The organism is Pseudoalteromonas rhizosphaerae, assembly GCF_902498845.1.
GTDB lineage: Bacteria > Pseudomonadota > Gammaproteobacteria > Enterobacterales > Alteromonadaceae > Pseudoalteromonas > Pseudoalteromonas rhizosphaerae.
This window is the reverse complement of the sequence record NZ_CABVLM010000006.1, coordinates 275,004-294,738: the sequence shown is the minus strand read 5'-3', so window position 1 is coordinate 294,738 and position 19,735 is coordinate 275,004. Positions and strand designations below refer to the sequence as shown.

The window sequence follows — 19,735 nt, the reverse complement described above, 5'->3', positions numbered from 1 at the left end:
TTTCAAAAAAATTAATCAGCTAGAGTAAAAACTTGGTGTTGTCTTGTGGCAATATAGTGGTAATTAAGCTAGCCTTTTTATGGTTATTAGTTTTATTAAGTATGATATGAAGCCTAAACGTTTGACTCGTTATTTACCGCTTAATTCATTAGCTATGTGCTTGGCAGCTTTGCCAAGTTTTTCATATAGTAATGAGCAAGATACTAACCTATTTGAGATCCCGCTTGAGAGCTTACTTAACATTGAAGTTGTGAGCCCGTCACAAACCGTAAAAAAGATAAGCCAAGCGCCGAATATTATTAGCTCAGTTAACGCCACTCAAATTGCAAGTATGGGCGCGCGAACGCTATCAGATATATTGAAAATGTTGCCTGGCGTACAAATACTATCGCGGCGAAATGGCCGAGACATGGTGTGGATCCGAGGCATTCCATCAGGTCGAAACAGCAAAGTAATGTTAACTATTGATGGCGTACCTCAGCGGGAAGGTTTAATTGGAGGCTGGTCTCCTGATGAACAGATACAAATAAATAATATTGAGCGAATAGAAGTTATCCGCGGACCAGGATCTGCATTATATGGTGGTGATGCATATTCAGGTTTGATTTCTATTTTTACGAAAGCAAAAGCGCCTGAACGAACTCGCATCTCAGCAGGGGTTGCCAGTTACGATCGTCAATCAGCTACTATCAATACGGGGAAAGAGTTTGCGGGCGGAACATTTGTTTTGTCAGGGCGACTCTTAGATAGCAAAGGCTATCCTCAACTATATGACCGCAACGGTTTTGCATCAACGCATGATAATAATGTTGATGCTAAAAGTCTGGGAGTGTCTTTACGCAATGAACAGTGGCAATTTGCTATAAATTATGATGATTACACGACAGAGTATCCTCATTATTCGTCAAATCAATATAAATCTCAACGCTATCAAACACTCAGTGCGCACATTCAAAATAAACTTAGCTTTGATAAATTATCGATAGAAAATCAATTGTATACCTACAAGGTGAAGCGCTACTTTGAGCGCACGATTACCGATCTGCAGGGCAATATTGATTTTTATTCTGACTCAGACTTGGATTCCACATCAAATGGTGTGCGCAGTCAGTGGAGTTACGCGTTTAATCCAAATCACCATGCTATTGTTGGGCTGACCTTTCAACAACGTCAAGTTGGTGAATATCATGAGACGATAAAAAAACAAAACGCGGTAGAAGTTAATGAGTATGAATCAAGGGTGATTCGAGATGGTGACTTAACACCATCAAGCCATAATCGGGCTATTTACTTTCAACAAGAATCACTATTTTTTGAACAACGCTTAGGATTGACGGTTGGTGTGCGGGTTGATGACTACCCTGAGTTCAGCTCAGAAACTTCTCCGCGGATTGCTGTGACTTATCAAGGTAATGAACAGTGGTCTGGTAAACTGATATGGGGAACGGCTTTTCGAGCGCCTACTTTTTTACAGCAATATGAAGTGCGCAGTGACAATAATATATCAGGAAATCCAAATCTAAATCCTGAACAAATAGAGACATTTGAAGGTGAGTGGGTGTATCATTTTTCAGCTAATAATAATATTACTCTGCGCGGGTTTAGCAGTTATTTGAGTGAGTTTATTCAGTCTGTAAATGGTAAGCCTTACGAAAATAGCAGTGAGCAATTACACGTTCCTGGATATGAAGTTGAGTGGAATAATCAATATTATACAGATTGGTCTCACTTTAACCACATTAGTACTTCATTTAATTATACCCGAGTTAATTCAGAGCAAGCGTCATTGGCAAAAGATACATTAAATTGGCTGCTGTTTATGGAGGATGAGCAATTTTCATTTTATGCGGGAATTAATTACCTTAGTCGGCGTAACCAAAGCCTAAGCTATCATACCAGTGTAAAAGTGCCAGAAATTGCACAACGAGATAATAAAGGTAGCTACTGGACTTTGGATGCTCACTTGAGTTATCGCCCTAGTAAGCAAAGTGCGTGGCAATGGACTATTGGTGTAAAAAATATGTTTGATAAACAGCATTATAACCCTACCTATGCGCCAGATAGCTACTATGACGTAAGGAAAGAGCCACAAAGTTATGAAATGAGTGTGGCATTGTCATTTTAATAGGATGACCTGCTAGGTTATTTAAAACAGTTAATGCAAAGCGGGTTATCAAGGTGCTTTTTAAATTCAATGTTTGCTGATAGCCATGTTGAAGGCTAACTTGCTTGTATGGTCCTGGGCAACACTTGTCCTGCGAATAGATATAAATATTGACTTCATCCAATATAGAATATTGCAATATCTCTCCTAAATATGCACAACTTTAGGTCTAAAAATAAATCCTAACAGAGGTAATAGTTAACTTTAGAGCGAAGTTTTTTAATTTGTTGAAATAGTTTTCCTCTTTCGTCGGTCTTTGCATGTGGGCACTAATAATCAATAATCATTTCAAGAGGTCGTGAGTAGGATGACTAAAGTTAAACGCAGTAGGTTGGGTATGCCAGCGATACTTTATCGAGGTAGCTTATTACTAGGGTCGATGGCTGTTTTTGCAACGGCGACACTTTATTTTGCAGGCGCATTTAATCGTGATGCAGTAACAGCACAAAAATTTGTTGATTTGCAGCAAGGTGACACACCACATGCCGGTTTTCGTCGTGCGCATGCTAAGGGTATATGTATAACGGGTAATTTTGAATCAACAGGGGCACTATCTTCTTACTCGGTCGCAGAGGTGTTTAAAAAGGGCAGTACGCCATTTTATGGGCGTTTCTCAATTGCAGGTAATAATCCAACCGCGCCAGATTTAAAAGCACCGGTGCGCAGTCTAGCATTTGCAGTAAACAGTGGCACAGTCGATGAATGGCGTGTTGCTATGAATACGCCTCCTGTAATGGCAGTTGCTACACCTGAGGCCTTTTTTCAGCAATTGCAGGCATTATCACCGGATCCTATAACAAAACAACGAGACCCAGAGAAAATAACAGCGTTCTTTAAAGCACATCCAGAAAGTAAAGCATTTAATGATTGGAAAGCTGACTATGTGCCTGCCAATAGTTTTGCCGCTGAACGTTATCATAGTATCAATGCGTTTTATTTACATAATGAGCTAGGCGATAAACAAGCTGTGCGCTGGGTTGCGCGTCCGCACAAAGCGACAAGTAATGCTGCGATGCTCGATACGTCATCGGCCAACGCACTTCAACAAGAGTTGGCATCACGTTTAGATCAAAACGCTGTTAAATTTGATTTGATTTTTACCTTAGCGGCGTCTAATGATGATGAGAATAATCCAACCATACCGTGGCCCTCAGATAGACAGACGATAAATGCTGGCACATTATCAATCGTTTCTTGGCACAACCAAGAAAACGCAGCCTGTGGCGACGCAAACTTTGATCCGTTGGTGTTACCGCAGGGTATGAGTGCGACAGCCGATCCGATTTTACGTGCGCGTGGTGCCGCGTATGCGCAGTCCTATCGTCGTCGTGCAAAAGAAACATTGTTAGGTGCTAAAGTTAGCGCAACAAACGGAGGTGAATAATGTCAGCAAATAAGGGCTACTCAGCAGGCAGTCGGTTATTACATTGGGTGATGGCGCTGATGTTAATATCGATGCTATTTTTAGGGTTATCAATGGTACAAAGCTTGGCCGTTTGGCAGGTTGAGGCTGTTACCTTACATAAATCTACCGGTATTTTAGCGCTCATTTTAGTTGTACTGAGATTAATAAATAAAGTGTGCAGCTGCACGCCTACTTTACCCACTGAGTTACCTAGGTTGCAGCGGTTTGCAGCTCATATCACTCACTTTGGGCTTTATTGCGCGATGATACTGATGCCGCTATCTGGCTGGTTAATGCAAAATGCGGACGGGCGTGTAGTGCAGTTTTTTGGGTTATTTCAGTTACCTAATTTGCTTGACGCTGATATTAAATACTTTGCATTTTTCCGAGAAATGCATGGCATTGTAGCTTGGTTGTTTTTAGCAATGATTTTTATGCACATCAGTGCCGCGCTTTATCATGGTTTAATCAAACGTGATGGCGTTATGAGCGCAATGCTGACAGGCAAAAAGGAGCTGTAATAAAGCTCACTTAGGTATTCATTCCAAGAAAAAGGCCAGTTTTACTGGCCTTTATGCATTTTAGTTTATTCATAGCTGCGGGCTTTTTTGGTTTTAATTACGGCAATATAGCCGTGCCAGCTGGCATAGCTAAGTAGTGGCATAATAACTATAAAACCAGTAGCACCAGTGACAAAACCAAGGGCTACGAGTATAAAAATACATGCAGACCAAACAATCATCGCTGAAAAGTTGGTTTTAACGGCATTCATTGATGACATAACCGCGGTCATTATATCGACCCGTCTTTCCATCATAATTTGTGGAGTAAATGCTGAAATAGCAAATACAGTAACCAGCAAAATTCCGCCGATAATGGTACCTAAAGTTAAAAAAGCGGAGAGTTCTTCAAATGTAGGATTAGCATAACTTGGGTAAAGTGCATGAACTATCGCTGCCAGACGCATCCATATAATCATTATTACCATCAGTAAAATTGCAAATCCCCATTCACCGACCGGATTTCTGAACATTGATTTTAGAGAATGGCTAAGTGTTGGTGTGTGGCCTTTTTCTAGCTCCCAAGCAACATCATAGAGACCGACCGCAAATACCGGGCCGATCAGAGCAAATGCGACACTGGCTGGTAAAACAACTAAGTAGCTGTCAGTGAACACCGCGAAATAGACAATTGCCAGCGGGATCAGAGTGAAAACAATCCCATAAATCAAGCTTAAAATAGGTGCTCTGGCCATATCTTTAAAGGCCAGTGCCAGCCAATGAAATGCTGCAAAAGTGCTGACCTTATTGCACTCTAAACAGCGCGCAAATTCGGAGTGTTTATCTATTGTGTTTGTTGACGGCATAAGGAGCTTCCTCTAAAGGCTACTCTTAAGGTTTAGAACATGTAGCCATTATTTACAAATTTTAAAGAACTTTTTAGCCTGGATTACGAGTACTAATTACTAAATTATTAAAAACTAATTAATTAGTTGATAGATTGAGTTGGGCACGCTATAGTATTTAAAACTAATTAATTAGTAGAACTTTAAAAAGGTTAAATACGATGGCTAGAAATAAATCAAATCAGCTTACCGATGGTGAGCAAAGTATTATGGAAGTGCTTTGGGAAAGTGGTGAGGCGTCTGTGCGCGATATAACAGATGAACTATCAAAGGAAAAAAAAACCGCTTATACCACAGTACAAACGTTATGTAAGATCCTTGCTGAAAAAGGCTACGCCGACTTTAGAAAAGAAGGAAAAGCGTTTATTTACACACCAAAGATTACTCAAAAAGAAGCGCGGCAAAGTGCATTAACTTCGATGCTGAATAAGTTTTTTGGTGGCTCACCTAAGGTATTGGCACAGCATTTAATGCAAGAGACTGACATTGATCTTGATGATTTAGAAGCATTACAGCGTAAAGTTGACCAAAGTAAAGATTAACAAACCTAGAAAAGGACGTCAGGACAATGATGATTGAATATACCTTATTAACAACGTTAGCATTTCATCACCTTGTTATTGGTTTTATACTTTTATTGGGACTTACGTTGATTAATAAATGTGTTCCATCGGGGGCTGAGTTGAAAAGCTGGTTGTGGATGACGACGTTAATTACCGCAACAGTCATCCCTTTTACCTTGATCACAACCGGGAATGAAAACGAAAATACAGAGATCAATACAACAGCGCAAACCATTGCTTCTCAACAAGATCCTAATGTGTTGAACACTGCTAGTACGGGTATTATTAATGAGCCGAATAACAGCTGGCACTTGCCTAGTGAAATCGTATTTAATTTTTCATTTTTGCTAAGTATAGCCGTATTAATCTGGCTTGCAGGCAGCGTTTGGCGAGGATTTACAGTATTGTCATCATATATTCAAACACGCTATTTGATAAGCTCAACAATTGAAAAAGCGCCACATTTATCTGCCCATATTGATACACAGGTTTATACTTCAACTAAAGTATCCTCTCCTTTAGTTGTAGGGTTTAAACAACCTAAAATTATTCTTCCAAAAAGCCTTACCGAGCAACTCAAGCATGAGCAATTACTGGCGATAGTGCTTCATGAAAACGCGCATATTAAACGCAAAGATAACTGGTTTGGTTTATTTCAAGAAGTCATCGCGATTCTATTTTGGTGGAGCCCGGTGATACGCATGCTTAACAAGCAAATTCATGTAGAACGCGAAATAGCCTGTGACTTACGTGCAGTAAATGAAATTAAAAATACTCAACAATATGCGCAATCACTGATTGATTGTGCAAAATTAATGGTAATGCAGCAAAGGAGTGTGCTGGCAATGGGGCTTTTTAGTAAGAAAAAAGAGCTAAATTATCGCATTGGTGCAGTGTTAGAAAATAAGCAATTTAAAAAGCCAAGTATCGCTGTAATTGCTTTGGTGTGTGCAGTGCTCGCTGCTACAACGATTCAAGCAACGCAGGCATTTTCACCCAAAATTAGTATTAAACATACCGTAGCAGATGCCCGACATTATTCACTGTTACCACAATTCGAGAGCACTTTATTAATTAATGCGGTCACGCGTAATGATATTGATGCGATACGTGTGCTGCGAAATGATGGGGTTGATATTAATGTACCAGTGATTGGTGATGGCACTGCGTTAATGATTGCCGTGAAAAAAAATAACAAAATAATGACTCAGGCATTAATTGACTTAGGCGCGGATGTAAATCAGTCATCAAGTGGTGATGGTAACCCGCTGATAGTTGCTGCGATGAATAATAACATTGAATTGGCTACGCTTTTACTTGATAACGGCGCTGATATAAATGCAATTGTACCGCGTGATGAAACGGCCCTTATAAATGCTGCATATTTTGGTTTTTACGATATGAGCCAATTATTAATATCACGGGGCGCTGATGTAAACTTAGCGGTTACTACAGGAGCATCTGATGGTTACCAGCGACGTACCCCCCTTAATCGTGCTCGCACAGAGTCAATTAAAGCGTTACTAATAGCTAATGGAGCACGCCAATGAATGACATATTACTTCACTCGCCCCCCTGAATGCGTTGATCTAACTTGGCTGATGAGCGAATGCAAGTCAGCCTGCGTCAAATTTATTTAAATTACTTCAATTAATTATTGATTGGTTTTCCCCCTACTTTTAGTGGGTCAACCAAACTCGCTCTGAATAAAGGAAAACAGTATGTTTACTCGTTACCAAAGAACAATTATTGAACAAAATATAAGGGGGCAACATGATATTTAATACCCCCATATTCTTTTGGTTTTTTGCCATTTTTATTTTGTTTTACGGTTTTGTTTTTTTAAAACAAAAACCCAAAGTGTATTTGATTTTAGTCGGCAGCTTAGTTTTTTATGGCGCGTGGAATTATAGTTTTATTCCCTTGCTGGTGGGCAGTGGGGTAGCCGATTACTTTATTGCTCAAGCTATATATAAAGCATCAACGCAGCAACGTAAAAAGCAATGGGTTACGTTATCTGTGGTGCTTAATTTAGGGTTATTAGCGGTGTTTAAATATGCTGACTTTGTACTCAATTCTGTGTCTGAGCTGTTATCTACGCTTGGTTACAATGCCTCCATTGAGACATTAGGGTGGGTACTGCCTGTTGGTATTTCTTTTTATACTTTTCAAAGTTTAAGTTACACCATTGATGTTTACCGTGGCGATATGAAACCACGTAAAGGCTTAGTTGAATTTGTTGCTGCTTTATCGTTTTTCCCACAACTGGTTGCAGGCCCAATTCTTCGTGCAAGTCATATTTTGCCACAAATGCACGCCATCGCCTTGCCTAAGTACACTGCTGTAAAACATGGTTTTTTGCTGATCACTGTGGGGCTGATTAAAAAAACTGGTGCAGATATATTGGCTATCCCTGCACAACATGCTTTTGAGGCAAAAGGCCCCATAAGCACACTGGAGCTTTGGACTGGCGTATTGGCATTTGCAGGGCAGATATACGGTGACTTTTCGGGTTATACTGATATGGCAATTGGTATTGCGCTGATACTCGGTTTTAGTATTCCACTTAATTTTAGAGTGCCTTACTTCGCACTTTCTCCGGTTGATTTTTGGCGTCGTTGGCATATTTCACTCTCGACTTGGTTACGAGATTATTTATATATTTCATTAGGCGGGAACAGAAATAATAACCGCACCCGTAATGTGTTTTTAACTATGTTACTGGGTGGTTTATGGCATGGCGCAGCGTGGACTTTTGTTGCTTGGGGCGCATTTCATGGCGCTATTATCACTGCTACGCACTATTTAGCAGGGCTGAAAATATTTGCACGTTTTAATCAATCCAATGCACTGTTTGTAACTTTTATTAAGTGGGCCATCACGTTTTATTTAGTCCTTATAGGTTGGGTGTTTTTTGCAGCCAACGACTTAACTTCTGCCATAGATATTATTACTAATTTACATGTATTTAATTCAACAATAGCAGCTGGAAGCAACGCAATGACTATTTTTGTAATGACCAGTGTGTGGGTATTACTTGTACATATTATGGATTTTTACGTAATAAAGGGCGCTGACAAGCTGGAAAATAAACCCTGGTTATTTTGGCTGTTAATGATGTTAGGGCAAGGGGTATGTTTATTTATCGGGGAGCCAAGCAATGAGTTTATCTATTTCCAATTCTAATCATCAAGGTAGAGTAGCAATGACATCACAAAAATTATATGGAAAGTCGATTCTTGTTATTGGCTTATGCATGGCTTTCGCACTTGTCGGTATTCATCTTATTTTGCATGGGATGGGAGCAAATACTCAAGGCGCAATAGCAAGGGTTACTGAGTCACGTGCAGCTTTGCCACAAATAGTGAAAGAATCAAACGATGTTGTGATGTTTTTTGGCTCATCAATGACGCGTGCCGGATTTTCGCCACGAAAATTTGATGCTGATTTAGCGCAGCGGGGTAAGCAAGTTAAATCATTTAACTTTGGCTTTGGTGGGCTAAACCCGTACTTTCAAGATTTTTTATCACGACGTATTGCGGATGAATTTGTCAAAGAAGATCGCAAAATAAAGCTAACCATGATTGAGTTTAATCCTTTTCAAACCACGCAAACGCGCTGGAGCAGAGCGACCCCAGTTTTAGACTCATTTTTAACTTTACTCGCTAATGATCAGGAGTTAATGGTAATTGCAAAAAATGATCTTACTCGTGGCGTACGATTATTCAATATAAAATATTTGCGCGGCAATATTTCAGCTGAAATGATCACCAGTTTTTTGGGTCGAGAGATGTTTCCACCTAAATCGCATCAAACGTTTAAAGATGATGATGAAACTATTGCGCAGCGTCGCCGCTTAGGACGTTTACTCGGTGAAAAATTTGTAGAAGAATATCCTAATTATAAGGGCGCAGAATGGAGCTATGAATGGCAAGGGGGCGGTACAATCCCACAAGAGCGAACAGCAGAAACGTTAGCTATATTTAACGACTATTACCACGTTACGCAAACTGATAACGAAATGAAAAACGATCGCCTTAGTCGTATTCGCAGTGCAGATATAGAGCAGCTTCATTTTCAACCATTATTGGTTACGCATTTTATTAATATTGTAAAAAACTTTCAACGTGTATCTGAGAACGTTGAAGTGATCATGCTGCCAAAAAACAGTAAGTGGATAAAAACAACACCAGAGGCTGAAAAACGTTTAGCAGAAGTAATAGCGCAAATAGAGCAAGCCACTGGTATTAAAATGAAAAACCATCAAAATATACCGCAAATAACCCCGCAAATGTACCGTGATACCACGCATTTATCGCGTTATCGTGGCGATATTGCTTACACAGATTATCTAATAGAGCAGTATCAAAGTTTGTTTTAGTTTTTACTGCGGTTAGACTGAATAAGTTAAATGCATCAGCGGGTGAGAAAAATGACTACACGTTAACTTATCACGTTGATGTTTTTCGCCATTATTTGGTAAGAGTTGTTATTCAATATTGTTTATTTAAAAAGTTTAAAACTTAAGTTGTTGATTATTAATTGTTATTTACATGGCTTAATATTTGCTGAATGAGTGTAACTTAATTAGGAATAGACACTCATGCTATTAGATATTCAATCATTACGTCATCAATATAATAAAAGCAAAGATGCAAAATGCGCAATTAATACATTATCTTTGCAAGTTGAACCTGGGATTTTAGCCTTGTTAGGCCCTAATGGAGCTGGAAAATCTAGTTTGATGAGAATTCTGGCTACCATTACTAAGCCAACACAAGGTGTTATTTTATGGCAAGGCCAAGATATTGTTAAATCACCACAATTGTTACGCAAAGAGCTGGGCTATTTACCTCAATATTTTGGCGTGTATGAACAACTGTCGGGGTTTGAATTTTTGCAATATATGGCAGGGCTTAAAGGGCTTGAAAATGCACATGCCAATAGTGTTATTGATGATTTGCTGAATAAGCTTAATTTAACCCACGCCGCACATCAGCCGCTAAAAGGTTACTCTGGAGGCATGAAACAACGCATTGGAATTGCGCAGGCGTTATTAAATGATCCTAAATTATTGATCATTGACGAGCCGACGGTTGGTCTTGATCCGCATGAACGAGCCAACTTTAGGCAGTTATTGACTGAGCTTGCGGCGGATCGTTGCATTATATTCTCCACGCATATAGTGTCAGATGTTGAATCGATTGCGGACCGCATTGCCATTATGCGCGGTGGCACACTTATTCAATCAGTAACAGCGAATGTATTACAGCAAAAAGTGGCTGAAAAATGTTGGACATTAACGATTGAACCATCGGATCTGAAACAGATCCAGCATGAGTATATTGTTAGCCACAGCATTCGAAAAGAAGGAAAGCTTGAATTAAACCTTGTTGCGGATCATTGCCCTGATTCTAAAGCCACGGTACGGGCGGCATCACTCGAAGATGCTTACTTGTATTTTACTAGCGAGCAACCAGCACCTCGCAGCGCAGCGAGGATCGGTTAATGAAACAGATTTGGCAATGTATGGTCGCTGACTTTAAACAACGTACACGACAACAAAGTTATATGGTGACCTTGTTGGCTATGTCTGTATTAACGTTATTGTATTTTCCGTCCCCTGATGCGCAGTACCAAACACTAGTGATTAATGGCTACCGCGGCATTTATAACAGCGCGTGGATTGGTGTATGTTTAGCTATGCTAAATGTTATGTTCTTACCAATTATTTGCTTTTACTTGGTTAAAAATGCACTTGAGTTAGACAGGCAATCAAAAACGTGTGAGCTTATTGCAGCAACGTCGATTAGCAAACAGGCTTTTCTATTCGCTAAGTGGGGGGTAAATGTACTGATTTTACTTTCAATTGTATTGGCGATGTTGCTCAGTAGTGTATTGATACAGCTTTATTATGGCGAAAGCTATCAGGTTGATGTGTGGGCACTCGTTTGGCCGCAATTAGTGTTTGTTTTACCTTTGTTATTAGCAATTGCATCAATCGCTATTTTATTTGAGTCGATAACGTGGCTCAAAGGGGGGTTAGGTAATGTGGTATATTTTTTCTTGTGGGTTGGCTCGATAACGCAAAGTATTGAAGGAGTATCAGGCATTGGTGCAGTGCTTGAAAGTTTAGATATAGAGGTTGCTGCGCGTTTTCCAACAGAGCAGGGTGGTACCAATGTTGGCATAACAGCTAGTGAATCTGTAAAAACATTTGTTTGGCATGGGTTTGAGCCAAGTGCTGTGCACTTCCAAGGAATGTTGCCTTTATTGATAGTCAGCTCAATAGCTCTAAGCTTAGCATTTTTATTTTTTGATCGTTTTAGTAATGGCTCAATGAACGAGATTAAAAAGCAATGGCGAATAGTTAGCGTAATTGAAAAAGTCACAGGAATACTCGATAGAATATTTGTTGGCGCAACTAAGTCATTCGCTGTTACACGCTTATTACGATTAGAGTTTAAGTTAATGCTTAAAGGGCAAACAAATCTGTGGCTCATCGGATTGGTCATTTTGAATGTGTGCCAAGTTTTTGTTGATCAGAACCTGTTGCTGAGTCTTTTTTTACCTATGTCATTGTTGTGGTGTGTATTGGTTATATCGCCGTTAGGGCAGCTAGAGAGGCAAACAAATACTATTGAAATTATGGCTTATAGCAAGCAATCACCGCTATTACAAAGTATGGCTAGTTTCAGTGCTGGTTGGGGATTGTTAGCCTTTGCCTGTATAGGCAGTATTGCGCGGTTTGTAGTCATAGCTGAGTGGTTGTTGCTGGTGCAATTGTTTGTGGCTATTTCGTTTATGGTTTCGTTGGCCTATTTTTGCGGTACATTTACGCAGTCAAAACGAATGTTTGAAGTTGTGTTTCTAGTCATTTGGTACATAGGGCCTCTGCAAGGTGGACTATATTTAGACTTTTTAGGGGTGAACAGTCAAGCGAGTTGGGATGCAGGAATGCCTTATTACTTTTTGGGTATTGCAGTTGGGTTATTAATGCTAACGGTAAGTATTAGACAGACGCGTTGACTTCTATAGCGAGGTACTGGGAGGGTTGCAATCAATACCTTGCTTTTATTTAGCAAAAGCTGGCTTTGGGTCATTTGCGCTAAAAGCTTAAATTATTAATTTAGTTAAATTTTTTTATAAGAAAAAGTAACTCAGCGGTTGCGCTGGCATCAGCGAGTGCTCGGTGATGGCTTGTTAGGTTTAAGTCAAAATGCGCACTGAGGTTACCTAAAGAGTATGATTTTAAACCAGCAAACGCTTTGCGAGATTCAACCACAGTACATAATTTTGGCATTTTAAAGTGGATACCCGCCATTTCACATTCTTTACGAATAAAGCCGTAATCAAAGTTTACATTGTGAGCCACAAAAATAGTGCCTTTTAGTTTATTAAGTAAAGTCTCAGCTATTTCAGTAAAGCGTGGTGCAGTTGCTACCATTGCGTCATTAATACCTGTTAAAGACACTATAAACTTAGGAATGCGCATTTGCGGGTTGATAAGTGTTGACCAAGTATCAATTACTTTGCCGTGTTGCATTTTGACTATGCCAATTTCGGTGATCCGATTGCCGCCCTTTAAACTACCGGTGGTTTCAATATCGACCACGCTGTAAATACGATTGGGATCATTAACCCATTTTACGGCCGCAATGTGTACATTGAATCCAGTACTTTTTAGGCAATCAATCGTTGTTAACTGATTACGTCTTAATTTATCACCTGGGGCTTTTACTTCTTCAAAATGGAGTTTATTAGCATTTAGCACCATCAAGTCAGGGTAACCATCTTTAAGCTGCATAAAGCGCATGGTCATATTCTTTAAGTGACTTTTTAGCGCTGCTAATGAGCTATTTAAAATCAGCACTTCTAATGGTCGTAATAGCTCGCTATGCCAGCGAAACAGCCCATTAGCTTGTTCAAAATAACGGGCGGCACTTTTACACACGTGTTTTAGTAAATCATCCGGTGTTTGCCAGTTTGCTAGTAGTGCTTCAATTTGTTGGTGTTGGGTATGATAAAAGCAGTCGGTTCTCAATGATTGTGGAAACATATCAAACTCATTGCAAGGTGGGGTGGGAGTATCTATATAAAGCTCGCGCCAAAAAACTAAACCAAAAAGGCTCTGCCAAAGCGTATTTTCGGTATAAAAAACAGTTAACCCTTGTTGAGTGTAGTGTTCTGTAACACCTTGCTCTACATCGTTTCGATAAACTTCATCAATTTCAATAACACATTGCGTATCGGCTAGCATTGCACTTAAGCGAGAGCGAGTTTGCTTGTTAAATTTACGCATTAAAAAGTCATCAGCAAAATACAGTAAATCATCAGTGAGCGGATCTTCGATGATGGTTTCAAGCTGGATTTTTACCCACTCTTTATTACCTTGGCGGTATTGCTCGCGTATTTGTAATTCAGTTGCTTCAGCGCTATTTTCACAGGCATTTAAAAGTGTAAAACACAGCTCAATATTATATTTTTTTAGTTGTTGGTGAAGTCGTAAAAGGAGCTTGTTTTTAAGGTTGACTGCTAATGTACCTTCGGCCGGTTGATTAATAAGCTCAATAGCTAAAGCTTGATATTCGTCATCACTTTGCGCGCTTTTAAATGCCATGCGATAACGATTTAGCGCGTAGTTAGATTGCGCCTCCTCACGTGTATCAAAGCGAGCTAAACTTACTGTATGGTTTTCTCGTGTGGTTCTTAGGCCCAAATCACGCAGTACAAAGCTATTTTGATGGTTAATATCACCAGTGCTTAAGCGGCCTATGTATAGAAATTCAAAGTATTCATACACAGCAAATCGGTTATTAATAACAAACTGGTTATAAAGGCAGGTTAAATGTTCCGGCTTAGTAGCAAAAAAATCGCAAGTCTGTGCTACTAATTGCGCTTTAGTAACGCTTTTTTTAATACTAGGTTGGATATCGAAAGGCGCGAGTAGTGCTAGCAATGCGGGTTTAGTTAGATGTGCGAGTACGTGTTGATAGTCGGTGTAATTTGGATGACTAATGAGCTGTGCTGTTTTTAGCTCTTCGAGTGCCAGTGCAGGGCTGTCTATTTCATTATAATTAAGCGTGGTGATTGCTACGAGTAAAGGTTTACGAGAATAAATGCGTGCCAGCATGCACTGGCCTTGCTCAGTAAGTCGGTTTACTTTATTAATGAAATCGACGTGTTTTTGCTCTAATAAGTGTCTGCATTGAGTGTCGATAAATGTTATTAGCTCTTTAAAGTGGGCTAAATAATATTTTTCGGGTAATTCTTTTTTCATAACACACACCGTAACTGTATAAAAAAACAGTATCTAGCATTTGCTTTAAGTAATCAAGAGTCGGTTAGTTGTTTTAGAATATCAGCCATAACTTGATTGTTATATTGATGGACGATGCGTTGACTCTTAAAAAGCTGTGGTAATTCAATTAACAAAACGACGATGATTAAAAATACGCCAAAGCTATAAATAGTGAGTATGCCAATTAGCATCAGCGTTAAATTCACCGCACCACGTTGAAATCTACCTAAGTAAAAGTGGTGTAAACCTGCGGCAAAAAACCAATTCAGTACCGCATAAGTATCAGGGTCTTTAACGAGACGCTTTTCTTGCTGGTAAAAAAGTTTACGCTGATCAGGGGACAATGCATTTACTTCTGAACGAAGCTGCTCTTCTTGAGCATTTAGTTGTTCTGATGTCATGGCATTAATAAGCCTCAAGGAAGTGGATCGGATTTTACGGTTACACAGTCGGGGTTATTGCAACGCCGTATTCTTTTTACGCCAATAAATAGACCTTTCACTAGCCCATATTTAGTAATTGCTTGATGAGTAAACTCTGAGCAGGAAGGACTGAAATTACAGCTAATATTAAAATGTGCCTTAGCGCCGCCATTTTTTTGATAGCGGCGAATTGCACTAAGCGTCATTGCTTTAAGCACGGTTTCTGCCTAACGTTAAGATCACAGCTTCGCGAGACCAAAATAGCAAAAAACGTTTGCTTTCGATAACCTGAAATACCAGTTGCCAGCCATTTTGTGCTTCATCATTAAGTGTTGCTTCTAGCCTTTTAAGTGGTAACCCGCTCGAACCTAGCAGCAATGTGCCACAGCCACCTTCAACAACATGCAATACTTTATATTCATTAAAATTAGACATCGAGTTTCCTATAGTTTGTTTTGATAGATAATTCTGTGATTTTAAAAGTGACACCTGAGACTAACCAGATATGATTTTCAACCTAATATAGCTGATTTTTGTATCATTTACTTAAAAAGCAGCTATTTTTCGATTTTTTTCGCAACTTTTTTCTAAGCCGATTTATCAACGCTAGGACAGTTACTTAGGGTCACTTAGCTCTCTTCATTTTAGCCTATTCACAGTTTGTCAACCTTGAATTATCAGTTCCATTACTTTAACCTTTATTTTTATTGAACGTTCAATTAATAAAAATATGCCTAAAGTTGGAATGGAACCTGTCCGTCGTCAGCAGCTAATTGACGCTACTATTAGTTCGGTTGCTGAATTTGGCTTACAAGCAACAACCATTAATAGTATCAGTAAAAAAGCAGGATTATCGTCGGGCATTATTAGTCATTATTTTGGTGGTAAGCAGGGCTTGATAGAAGCCACTGTGCGTTATTTATTAACCAATCTAAAACACGAGCTGATCAAACAAGTAACGCCAACAACGACCCCTGAGCAAAGGTTAATGCTGATAATAGAAGCTAACTTTGCCAGATTACAACAGCGCAGCGATACCACTAAAACTTGGTTAAGCTTTTGGGCGCAATCGATGCACGATGTTCAGTTGCATCGCTTACAGAACGTAAATAGCCGACGACTTCTTAGTAATTTAGTCAGCTCATTTAAACAATTGATGGGTGATGATGAAGCCAAACTTGCAGCGCAATTATGTGCGGCAATGATCGATGGCTTATGGTTAAGAGCGGTACTAAGTAAGTCTGATCAAGATCAATTTGCACATTGTGAACAGCTAGCAAAAAACTTTGTATGTTCACTTATCAAACAGTATGGAGCTTAATGTGACAACACCTGTTTATCAAAACTTTATCAATGGTCACTTTTTAAAAAATCAAAGTGGCGAAACATTTGCAGTTAAAAACCCAGCAACAGATGACGTAATTTATTATGTAGAAGTGGCAGATGCGTTTATTCAAAATGCGGCTATTCAAAGTGCTAAACAAGGATTTGCTGCATGGTCAACTATGAGTCCGATTGAACGTAGTCGTATCTTACTAAAAGCGGTTGCATTATTGCGCGAGCGTAATGATTTACTTGCAAAAATAGAAGTGCTAGATACCGGTAAACCATGGCAAGAAGCCGAGTGTGTTGATGTGCAAACTGGCGCTGATGTAATCGAGTATTTTGCAGGGCTAGCACCTGCCCAAGTTGGCCAGCAGCAAATGGTTGGCGAAGATTTTTATTATACCCGTAAAGAGCCATTAGGGATTTGTGCCGGAATTGGTGCGTGGAACTACCCGCTGCAAATCGCTTGTTGGAAATCCGGCCCAGCTTTGGCTGCCGGAAATGCATTTATTTTTAAACCTTCTGAAGAAACGCCACTTGGCGCAATTAAGCTTGCCGAAATATTCATCGAAGCGGGTGTACCTGCAGGCGTGTTCAACGTGGTGCAAGGTGCAGCAGAAGTTGGCCAGTGGTTAACACAATCAGCTGATATTGAGAAAGTATCGTTTACCGGCGAAGTAGGCACAGGTAAAAAAGTAGTTGCTAGTGCTGCGGGTTCATTAAAAGATGTCACCATGGAACTTGGTGGTAAATCACCACTGCTAGTATTTGATGATGCCGATATTTCACAGGCAGTAAGTGCTGCAATGTTAGGTAATTTTTATACGCAAGGTGAAATTTGCACTAACTGCACCCGTATTTATGTTCACAAAAATGTTTATCAGCAATTTATTGATGAGCTTAAAACGCGCACTGAAGAAAATATTATAGCGGGCGATCCACTCGATCCTAACGTTAACTTTGGCGCATTAATTTCCAAAAAGCATCAACAATTAGTGATGAGCTATATCGATAAAGGCATCAGCGAAGGTGCAACGTTATTAACGGGTGGTAAAACGCTTAGCCCAGCCTCTGCACCAAACGGTTACTTTGTTGCACCAACGGTATTTATTGATTGCACTGATGATATGACGATCGTCAAAGAAGAAATCTTTGGTCCCGTAATGAGCGTATTAACGTTTGATGACGAAGATGATGTAATTCACCGTGCTAACGATACTCACTTAGGCCTTGCTGCAGGCGTGTTTACCAAAGATATTAAGCGCGCACACCGTGTTATTCATCAGCTGCAAGCAGGCATTTGTTGGATCAACAGCTACGGCAATTCGCCAGCAGAAATGCCTGTGGGCGGTTATAAGCAGTCAGGTATCGGTCGTGAAAATGGTATTGAAACACTTGATCATTACACCCAAACTAAATCGATTTATGTCGGTATGACTAATATAGAGAGCCCATTTTAATGACTGCACTAACGTATGATTACATCATAGTGGGTGCAGGGTCGGCGGGCTGTGTACTGGCTAATCGTTTATCCGAAGATAGCAGCAACCGCGTTTTATTATTAGAGACTGGCGGCAGCGATAAAAGCATTTTTATTAAAATGCCTACCGCGCTATCAATTCCGATGAATTCAGATAAATACGCGTGGCAGTTTCATAGTGAAGCTGAACCGTATCTAGATGATCGTCAAATGCACTGCCCGCGTGGCAAAGTGTTAGGTGGCTCATCATCTATCAATGGCATGGTGTATGTACGTGGCCATGCTAAAGACTTTGATGAATGGCAACAACATGGTGCACAAGGGTGGGATTATCAATCCTGTTTACCGTATTTTCAAAAAGCAGAATCATTCTATTTAGGTAAAAACGACTATCGTGGTGATAGCGGCCCTTTGGGTGTGAACAACGGTAATGAAATGGCGAACCCGCTTTATAAAGCCTTTATCAAAGCGGGCCAGCAAGCCGGATATGCAGCCACTGACGATTATAACGCAGCGCAGCAAGAGGGTTTTGGTCCAATGCACATGACCGTTAAAGACGGTGTGCGCAGCTCTGCAAGTCGTGAATATTTAGACCCAGTGAAGTCACGTAAAAACTTAGTTATTGTTACTGGTGCGTTGGCTGAAAAGGTGTTGCTTGAAGGCAAAAAAGCCGTTGGTGTGCAGTACAAAGTTAATGGCGATATTGTTAAAGCAAAGGCCAGTAAAGACGTTATTTTAAGTGCCGGTCCGATTGGTTCACCGCATTTATTGCAACTTTCGGGTATTGGCGACAGCGAAATACTTAAAGCAGTTGGTATCGAGGTTAAGCACCATTTACCCGGAGTTGGGCAAAACCTGCAAGATCACTTGGAGTTTTATTTCCAGTATAAGTGTAAGCAGCCAATTACCTTAAACGGCAAGCTTGGTCTTATTTCAAAGGGCCTTATTGGCGCGCGTTGGTTATTAAACCGCAGTGGCCTTGGGGCGACTAATCATTTTGAATCTTGTGCATTTATTCGCTCAAAACAGGGGGTTGAGTGGCCTGATATTCAATATCACTTTTTACCTGCGGCAATTCGTTATGACGGTAAAAGTGCTTTTGATGGCCATGGTTTTCAAGTCCATGTAGGGCATAACAAGCCTAAAAGCCGCGGTGCAGTAACGATTAAATCGGCTGATCCAACGGTTGCACCTAAGATCCAATTTAACTATTTACAGCATCAAGATGATATTGAAGGGTTTAGAGCCTGTGTGCGTTTAACGCGTGAAATCATTGAGCAAAGTGCGTTTGATGATTACCGCGATGGCGAAATCCAACCAGGTAAAGAGATCCAAACCGATGAACAAATAGATGCTTTTGTACGTCAGGCAGTTGAGAGTGCTTACCATCCTTCATGTTCATGCAAAATGGGTGAAGATGAACTGGCAGTAGTAAACTCAAACACTCAAGTACATGGCATTGAGGGACTGCATGTGGTGGATTCATCAATCTTCCCAACGGTTCCTAACGGAAATTTAAATGCGCCAACCATTATGGTGGCAGAAAAAGCGGCTGATCTAATTTTAGGTAGGCCACCACTTAGTAAATCGCAAGCAAAGGTTGCTGTTGAATCTCAATGGCAAACTGTGCAGCGTAGTTCGGAGATCTAATAAAGTCACCTGCAGCATA

The 19,735-nt window shown here is 40.1% G+C and carries 17 protein-coding genes; 12 read left to right on the top strand and 5 right to left on the bottom strand.

The window, feature by feature from the left end:
- Positions 1 to 106: 106 nt before the first annotated feature.
- From PSR9079_RS11765 to PSR9079_RS11755, 3 genes are all read left to right on the top strand, one after another.
- A complete protein-coding gene (locus PSR9079_RS11765; protein WP_179959177.1) occupies positions 107 to 2,125 on the top strand; it encodes a TonB-dependent receptor plug domain-containing protein in 2,019 nt (672 codons plus the stop codon).
- Positions 2,126 to 2,471: 346 nt separating this feature from the next.
- On the top strand, positions 2,472 to 3,548 hold the full coding sequence (locus PSR9079_RS11760) for a catalase family peroxidase (RefSeq protein WP_246175541.1): 1,077 nt from the start codon (positions 2,472 to 2,474) through the stop codon (positions 3,546 to 3,548).
- A complete protein-coding gene (locus PSR9079_RS11755; protein WP_149981760.1) occupies positions 3,548 to 4,090 on the top strand; it encodes a cytochrome b in 543 nt (180 codons plus the stop codon). The genes PSR9079_RS11760 and PSR9079_RS11755 overlap by 1 nt, the downstream gene beginning before the upstream one ends.
- Before the next feature lie 65 nt (positions 4,091 to 4,155).
- Here the strand turns inward: PSR9079_RS11755 and PSR9079_RS11750 are convergent, their stop codons facing one another.
- The gene (locus PSR9079_RS11750) at positions 4,156 to 4,935 is read right to left on the bottom strand and encodes a DUF2189 domain-containing protein (protein ID WP_149981759.1); all 780 of its coding nucleotides are present in this window, start codon (positions 4,933 to 4,935) and stop codon (positions 4,156 to 4,158) included.
- A 200-nt stretch (positions 4,936 to 5,135) separates the two neighbouring features.
- Here PSR9079_RS11750 and PSR9079_RS11745 point away from each other — a divergent pair, with 200 nt between their 5' ends.
- The 6 genes from PSR9079_RS11745 (at position 5,136) to PSR9079_RS11720 (ending at position 12,566) form a co-directional block, all read left to right on the top strand.
- The gene (locus PSR9079_RS11745; protein ID WP_145240786.1) at positions 5,136 to 5,516 is read left to right on the top strand and encodes a BlaI/MecI/CopY family transcriptional regulator; all 381 of its coding nucleotides are present in this window, start codon (positions 5,136 to 5,138) and stop codon (positions 5,514 to 5,516) included.
- A gap of 26 nt (positions 5,517 to 5,542) precedes the next feature.
- On the top strand, positions 5,543 to 7,087 hold the full coding sequence (locus PSR9079_RS11740) for a M56 family metallopeptidase (protein WP_149981758.1): 1,545 nt from the start codon (positions 5,543 to 5,545) through the stop codon (positions 7,085 to 7,087).
- Positions 7,088 to 7,310: 223 nt separating this feature from the next.
- Positions 7,311 to 8,723: an MBOAT family O-acyltransferase gene (locus PSR9079_RS11735; protein ID WP_145240790.1), complete on the top strand. Its 1,413-nt coding sequence runs from the start codon at positions 7,311 to 7,313 to the stop codon at positions 8,721 to 8,723.
- 19 nt (positions 8,724 to 8,742) lie between these two features.
- Positions 8,743 to 9,918: a hypothetical protein gene (locus tag PSR9079_RS11730; RefSeq protein WP_246175540.1), complete on the top strand. Its 1,176-nt coding sequence runs from the start codon at positions 8,743 to 8,745 to the stop codon at positions 9,916 to 9,918.
- A 222-nt stretch (positions 9,919 to 10,140) separates the two neighbouring features.
- On the top strand, positions 10,141 to 11,046 hold the full coding sequence (locus PSR9079_RS11725; RefSeq protein ID WP_149981756.1) for an ABC transporter ATP-binding protein: 906 nt from the start codon (positions 10,141 to 10,143) through the stop codon (positions 11,044 to 11,046).
- The gene (locus PSR9079_RS11720; RefSeq protein ID WP_149981755.1) at positions 11,046 to 12,566 is read left to right on the top strand and encodes a hypothetical protein; all 1,521 of its coding nucleotides are present in this window, start codon (positions 11,046 to 11,048) and stop codon (positions 12,564 to 12,566) included. Before PSR9079_RS11725 ends, PSR9079_RS11720 begins: the two co-directional genes overlap by 1 nt.
- A gap of 100 nt (positions 12,567 to 12,666) precedes the next feature.
- Here PSR9079_RS11720 and PSR9079_RS11715 read toward each other — a convergent pair whose 3' ends face one another.
- The 4 genes from PSR9079_RS11715 to PSR9079_RS11700 are packed head-to-tail and all read right to left on the bottom strand — an operon-like array spanning position 12,667 to position 15,695.
- On the bottom strand, positions 12,667 to 14,817 hold the full coding sequence (locus PSR9079_RS11715) for an exonuclease domain-containing protein (RefSeq protein WP_149981754.1): 2,151 nt from the start codon (positions 14,815 to 14,817) through the stop codon (positions 12,667 to 12,669).
- A 53-nt stretch (positions 14,818 to 14,870) separates the two neighbouring features.
- Complete coding sequence (locus PSR9079_RS11710) at positions 14,871 to 15,239, bottom strand: TM2 domain-containing protein (RefSeq protein ID WP_149981753.1); 369 nt, start codon at positions 15,237 to 15,239, stop codon at positions 14,871 to 14,873.
- Positions 15,240 to 15,253: 14 nt separating this feature from the next.
- Positions 15,254 to 15,466 carry a membrane protein insertion efficiency factor YidD gene (yidD, locus tag PSR9079_RS11705; RefSeq protein ID WP_220491300.1) on the bottom strand — a complete coding sequence of 71 codons (213 nt, stop codon included), beginning with the start codon at positions 15,464 to 15,466 and terminating at the stop codon, positions 15,254 to 15,256.
- Between the two features lie 4 nt (positions 15,467 to 15,470).
- On the bottom strand, positions 15,471 to 15,695 hold the full coding sequence (locus PSR9079_RS11700; RefSeq protein ID WP_145240804.1) for a DUF4177 domain-containing protein: 225 nt from the start codon (positions 15,693 to 15,695) through the stop codon (positions 15,471 to 15,473).
- A gap of 295 nt (positions 15,696 to 15,990) precedes the next feature.
- Between PSR9079_RS11700 and betI the strand changes: the two genes are divergently transcribed.
- From betI to betA, 3 genes are read left to right on the top strand one after another with little or no spacing between them, the layout of a single operon-like run.
- Positions 15,991 to 16,581 carry a transcriptional regulator BetI gene (betI, locus tag PSR9079_RS11695; RefSeq protein WP_145240806.1) on the top strand — a complete coding sequence of 197 codons (591 nt, stop codon included), beginning with the start codon at positions 15,991 to 15,993 and terminating at the stop codon, positions 16,579 to 16,581.
- 1 nt (position 16,582) lies between these two features.
- Positions 16,583 to 18,046: a betaine-aldehyde dehydrogenase gene (gene betB, locus PSR9079_RS11690; RefSeq protein ID WP_145240808.1), complete on the top strand. Its 1,464-nt coding sequence runs from the start codon at positions 16,583 to 16,585 to the stop codon at positions 18,044 to 18,046.
- Positions 18,046 to 19,716 (top strand): choline dehydrogenase, encoded by a 1,671-nt coding sequence (gene betA / locus PSR9079_RS11685; RefSeq protein ID WP_149981752.1) that lies wholly within the window; start codon positions 18,046 to 18,048, stop codon positions 19,714 to 19,716. The genes betB and betA overlap by 1 nt, the downstream gene beginning before the upstream one ends.
- Positions 19,717 to 19,735: the final 19 nt, after the last annotated feature.

Excerpts from the sequence above, each read along its gene's own strand:
- PSR9079_RS11735 (WP_145240790.1), top strand. The coding sequence starts at position 7,311 with ATGATATTTAATACCCCCATATTCTTTTGGTTTTTTGCCATTTTTATT.
- betI (WP_145240806.1), top strand. The coding sequence starts at position 15,991 with ATGCCTAAAGTTGGAATGGAACCTGTCCGTCGTCAGCAGCTAATTGAC.
- PSR9079_RS11750 (WP_149981759.1), bottom strand. The coding sequence starts at position 4,935 with ATGCCGTCAACAAACACAATAGATAAACACTCCGAATTTGCGCGCTGT.
- PSR9079_RS11755 (WP_149981760.1), top strand. The coding sequence starts at position 3,548 with ATGTCAGCAAATAAGGGCTACTCAGCAGGCAGTCGGTTATTACATTGG.
- PSR9079_RS11700 (WP_145240804.1), bottom strand. The coding sequence starts at position 15,695 with ATGTCTAATTTTAATGAATATAAAGTATTGCATGTTGTTGAAGGTGGC.
- PSR9079_RS11725 (WP_149981756.1), top strand. The coding sequence starts at position 10,141 with ATGCTATTAGATATTCAATCATTACGTCATCAATATAATAAAAGCAAA.
- PSR9079_RS11710 (WP_149981753.1), bottom strand. The coding sequence starts at position 15,239 with ATGACATCAGAACAACTAAATGCTCAAGAAGAGCAGCTTCGTTCAGAA.
- PSR9079_RS11745 (WP_145240786.1), top strand. The coding sequence starts at position 5,136 with ATGGCTAGAAATAAATCAAATCAGCTTACCGATGGTGAGCAAAGTATT.
- betA (WP_149981752.1), top strand. The coding sequence starts at position 18,046 with ATGACTGCACTAACGTATGATTACATCATAGTGGGTGCAGGGTCGGCG.
- PSR9079_RS11720 (WP_149981755.1), top strand. The coding sequence starts at position 11,046 with ATGAAACAGATTTGGCAATGTATGGTCGCTGACTTTAAACAACGTACA.
- yidD (WP_220491300.1), bottom strand. The coding sequence starts at position 15,466 with ATGACGCTTAGTGCAATTCGCCGCTATCAAAAAAATGGCGGCGCTAAG.
- PSR9079_RS11715 (WP_149981754.1), bottom strand. The coding sequence starts at position 14,817 with ATGAAAAAAGAATTACCCGAAAAATATTATTTAGCCCACTTTAAAGAG.
- PSR9079_RS11760 (WP_246175541.1), top strand. The coding sequence starts at position 2,472 with ATGACTAAAGTTAAACGCAGTAGGTTGGGTATGCCAGCGATACTTTAT.
- PSR9079_RS11740 (WP_149981758.1), top strand. The coding sequence starts at position 5,543 with ATGATGATTGAATATACCTTATTAACAACGTTAGCATTTCATCACCTT.
- PSR9079_RS11765 (WP_179959177.1), top strand. The coding sequence starts at position 107 with ATGAAGCCTAAACGTTTGACTCGTTATTTACCGCTTAATTCATTAGCT.
- PSR9079_RS11730 (WP_246175540.1), top strand. The coding sequence starts at position 8,743 with ATGACATCACAAAAATTATATGGAAAGTCGATTCTTGTTATTGGCTTA.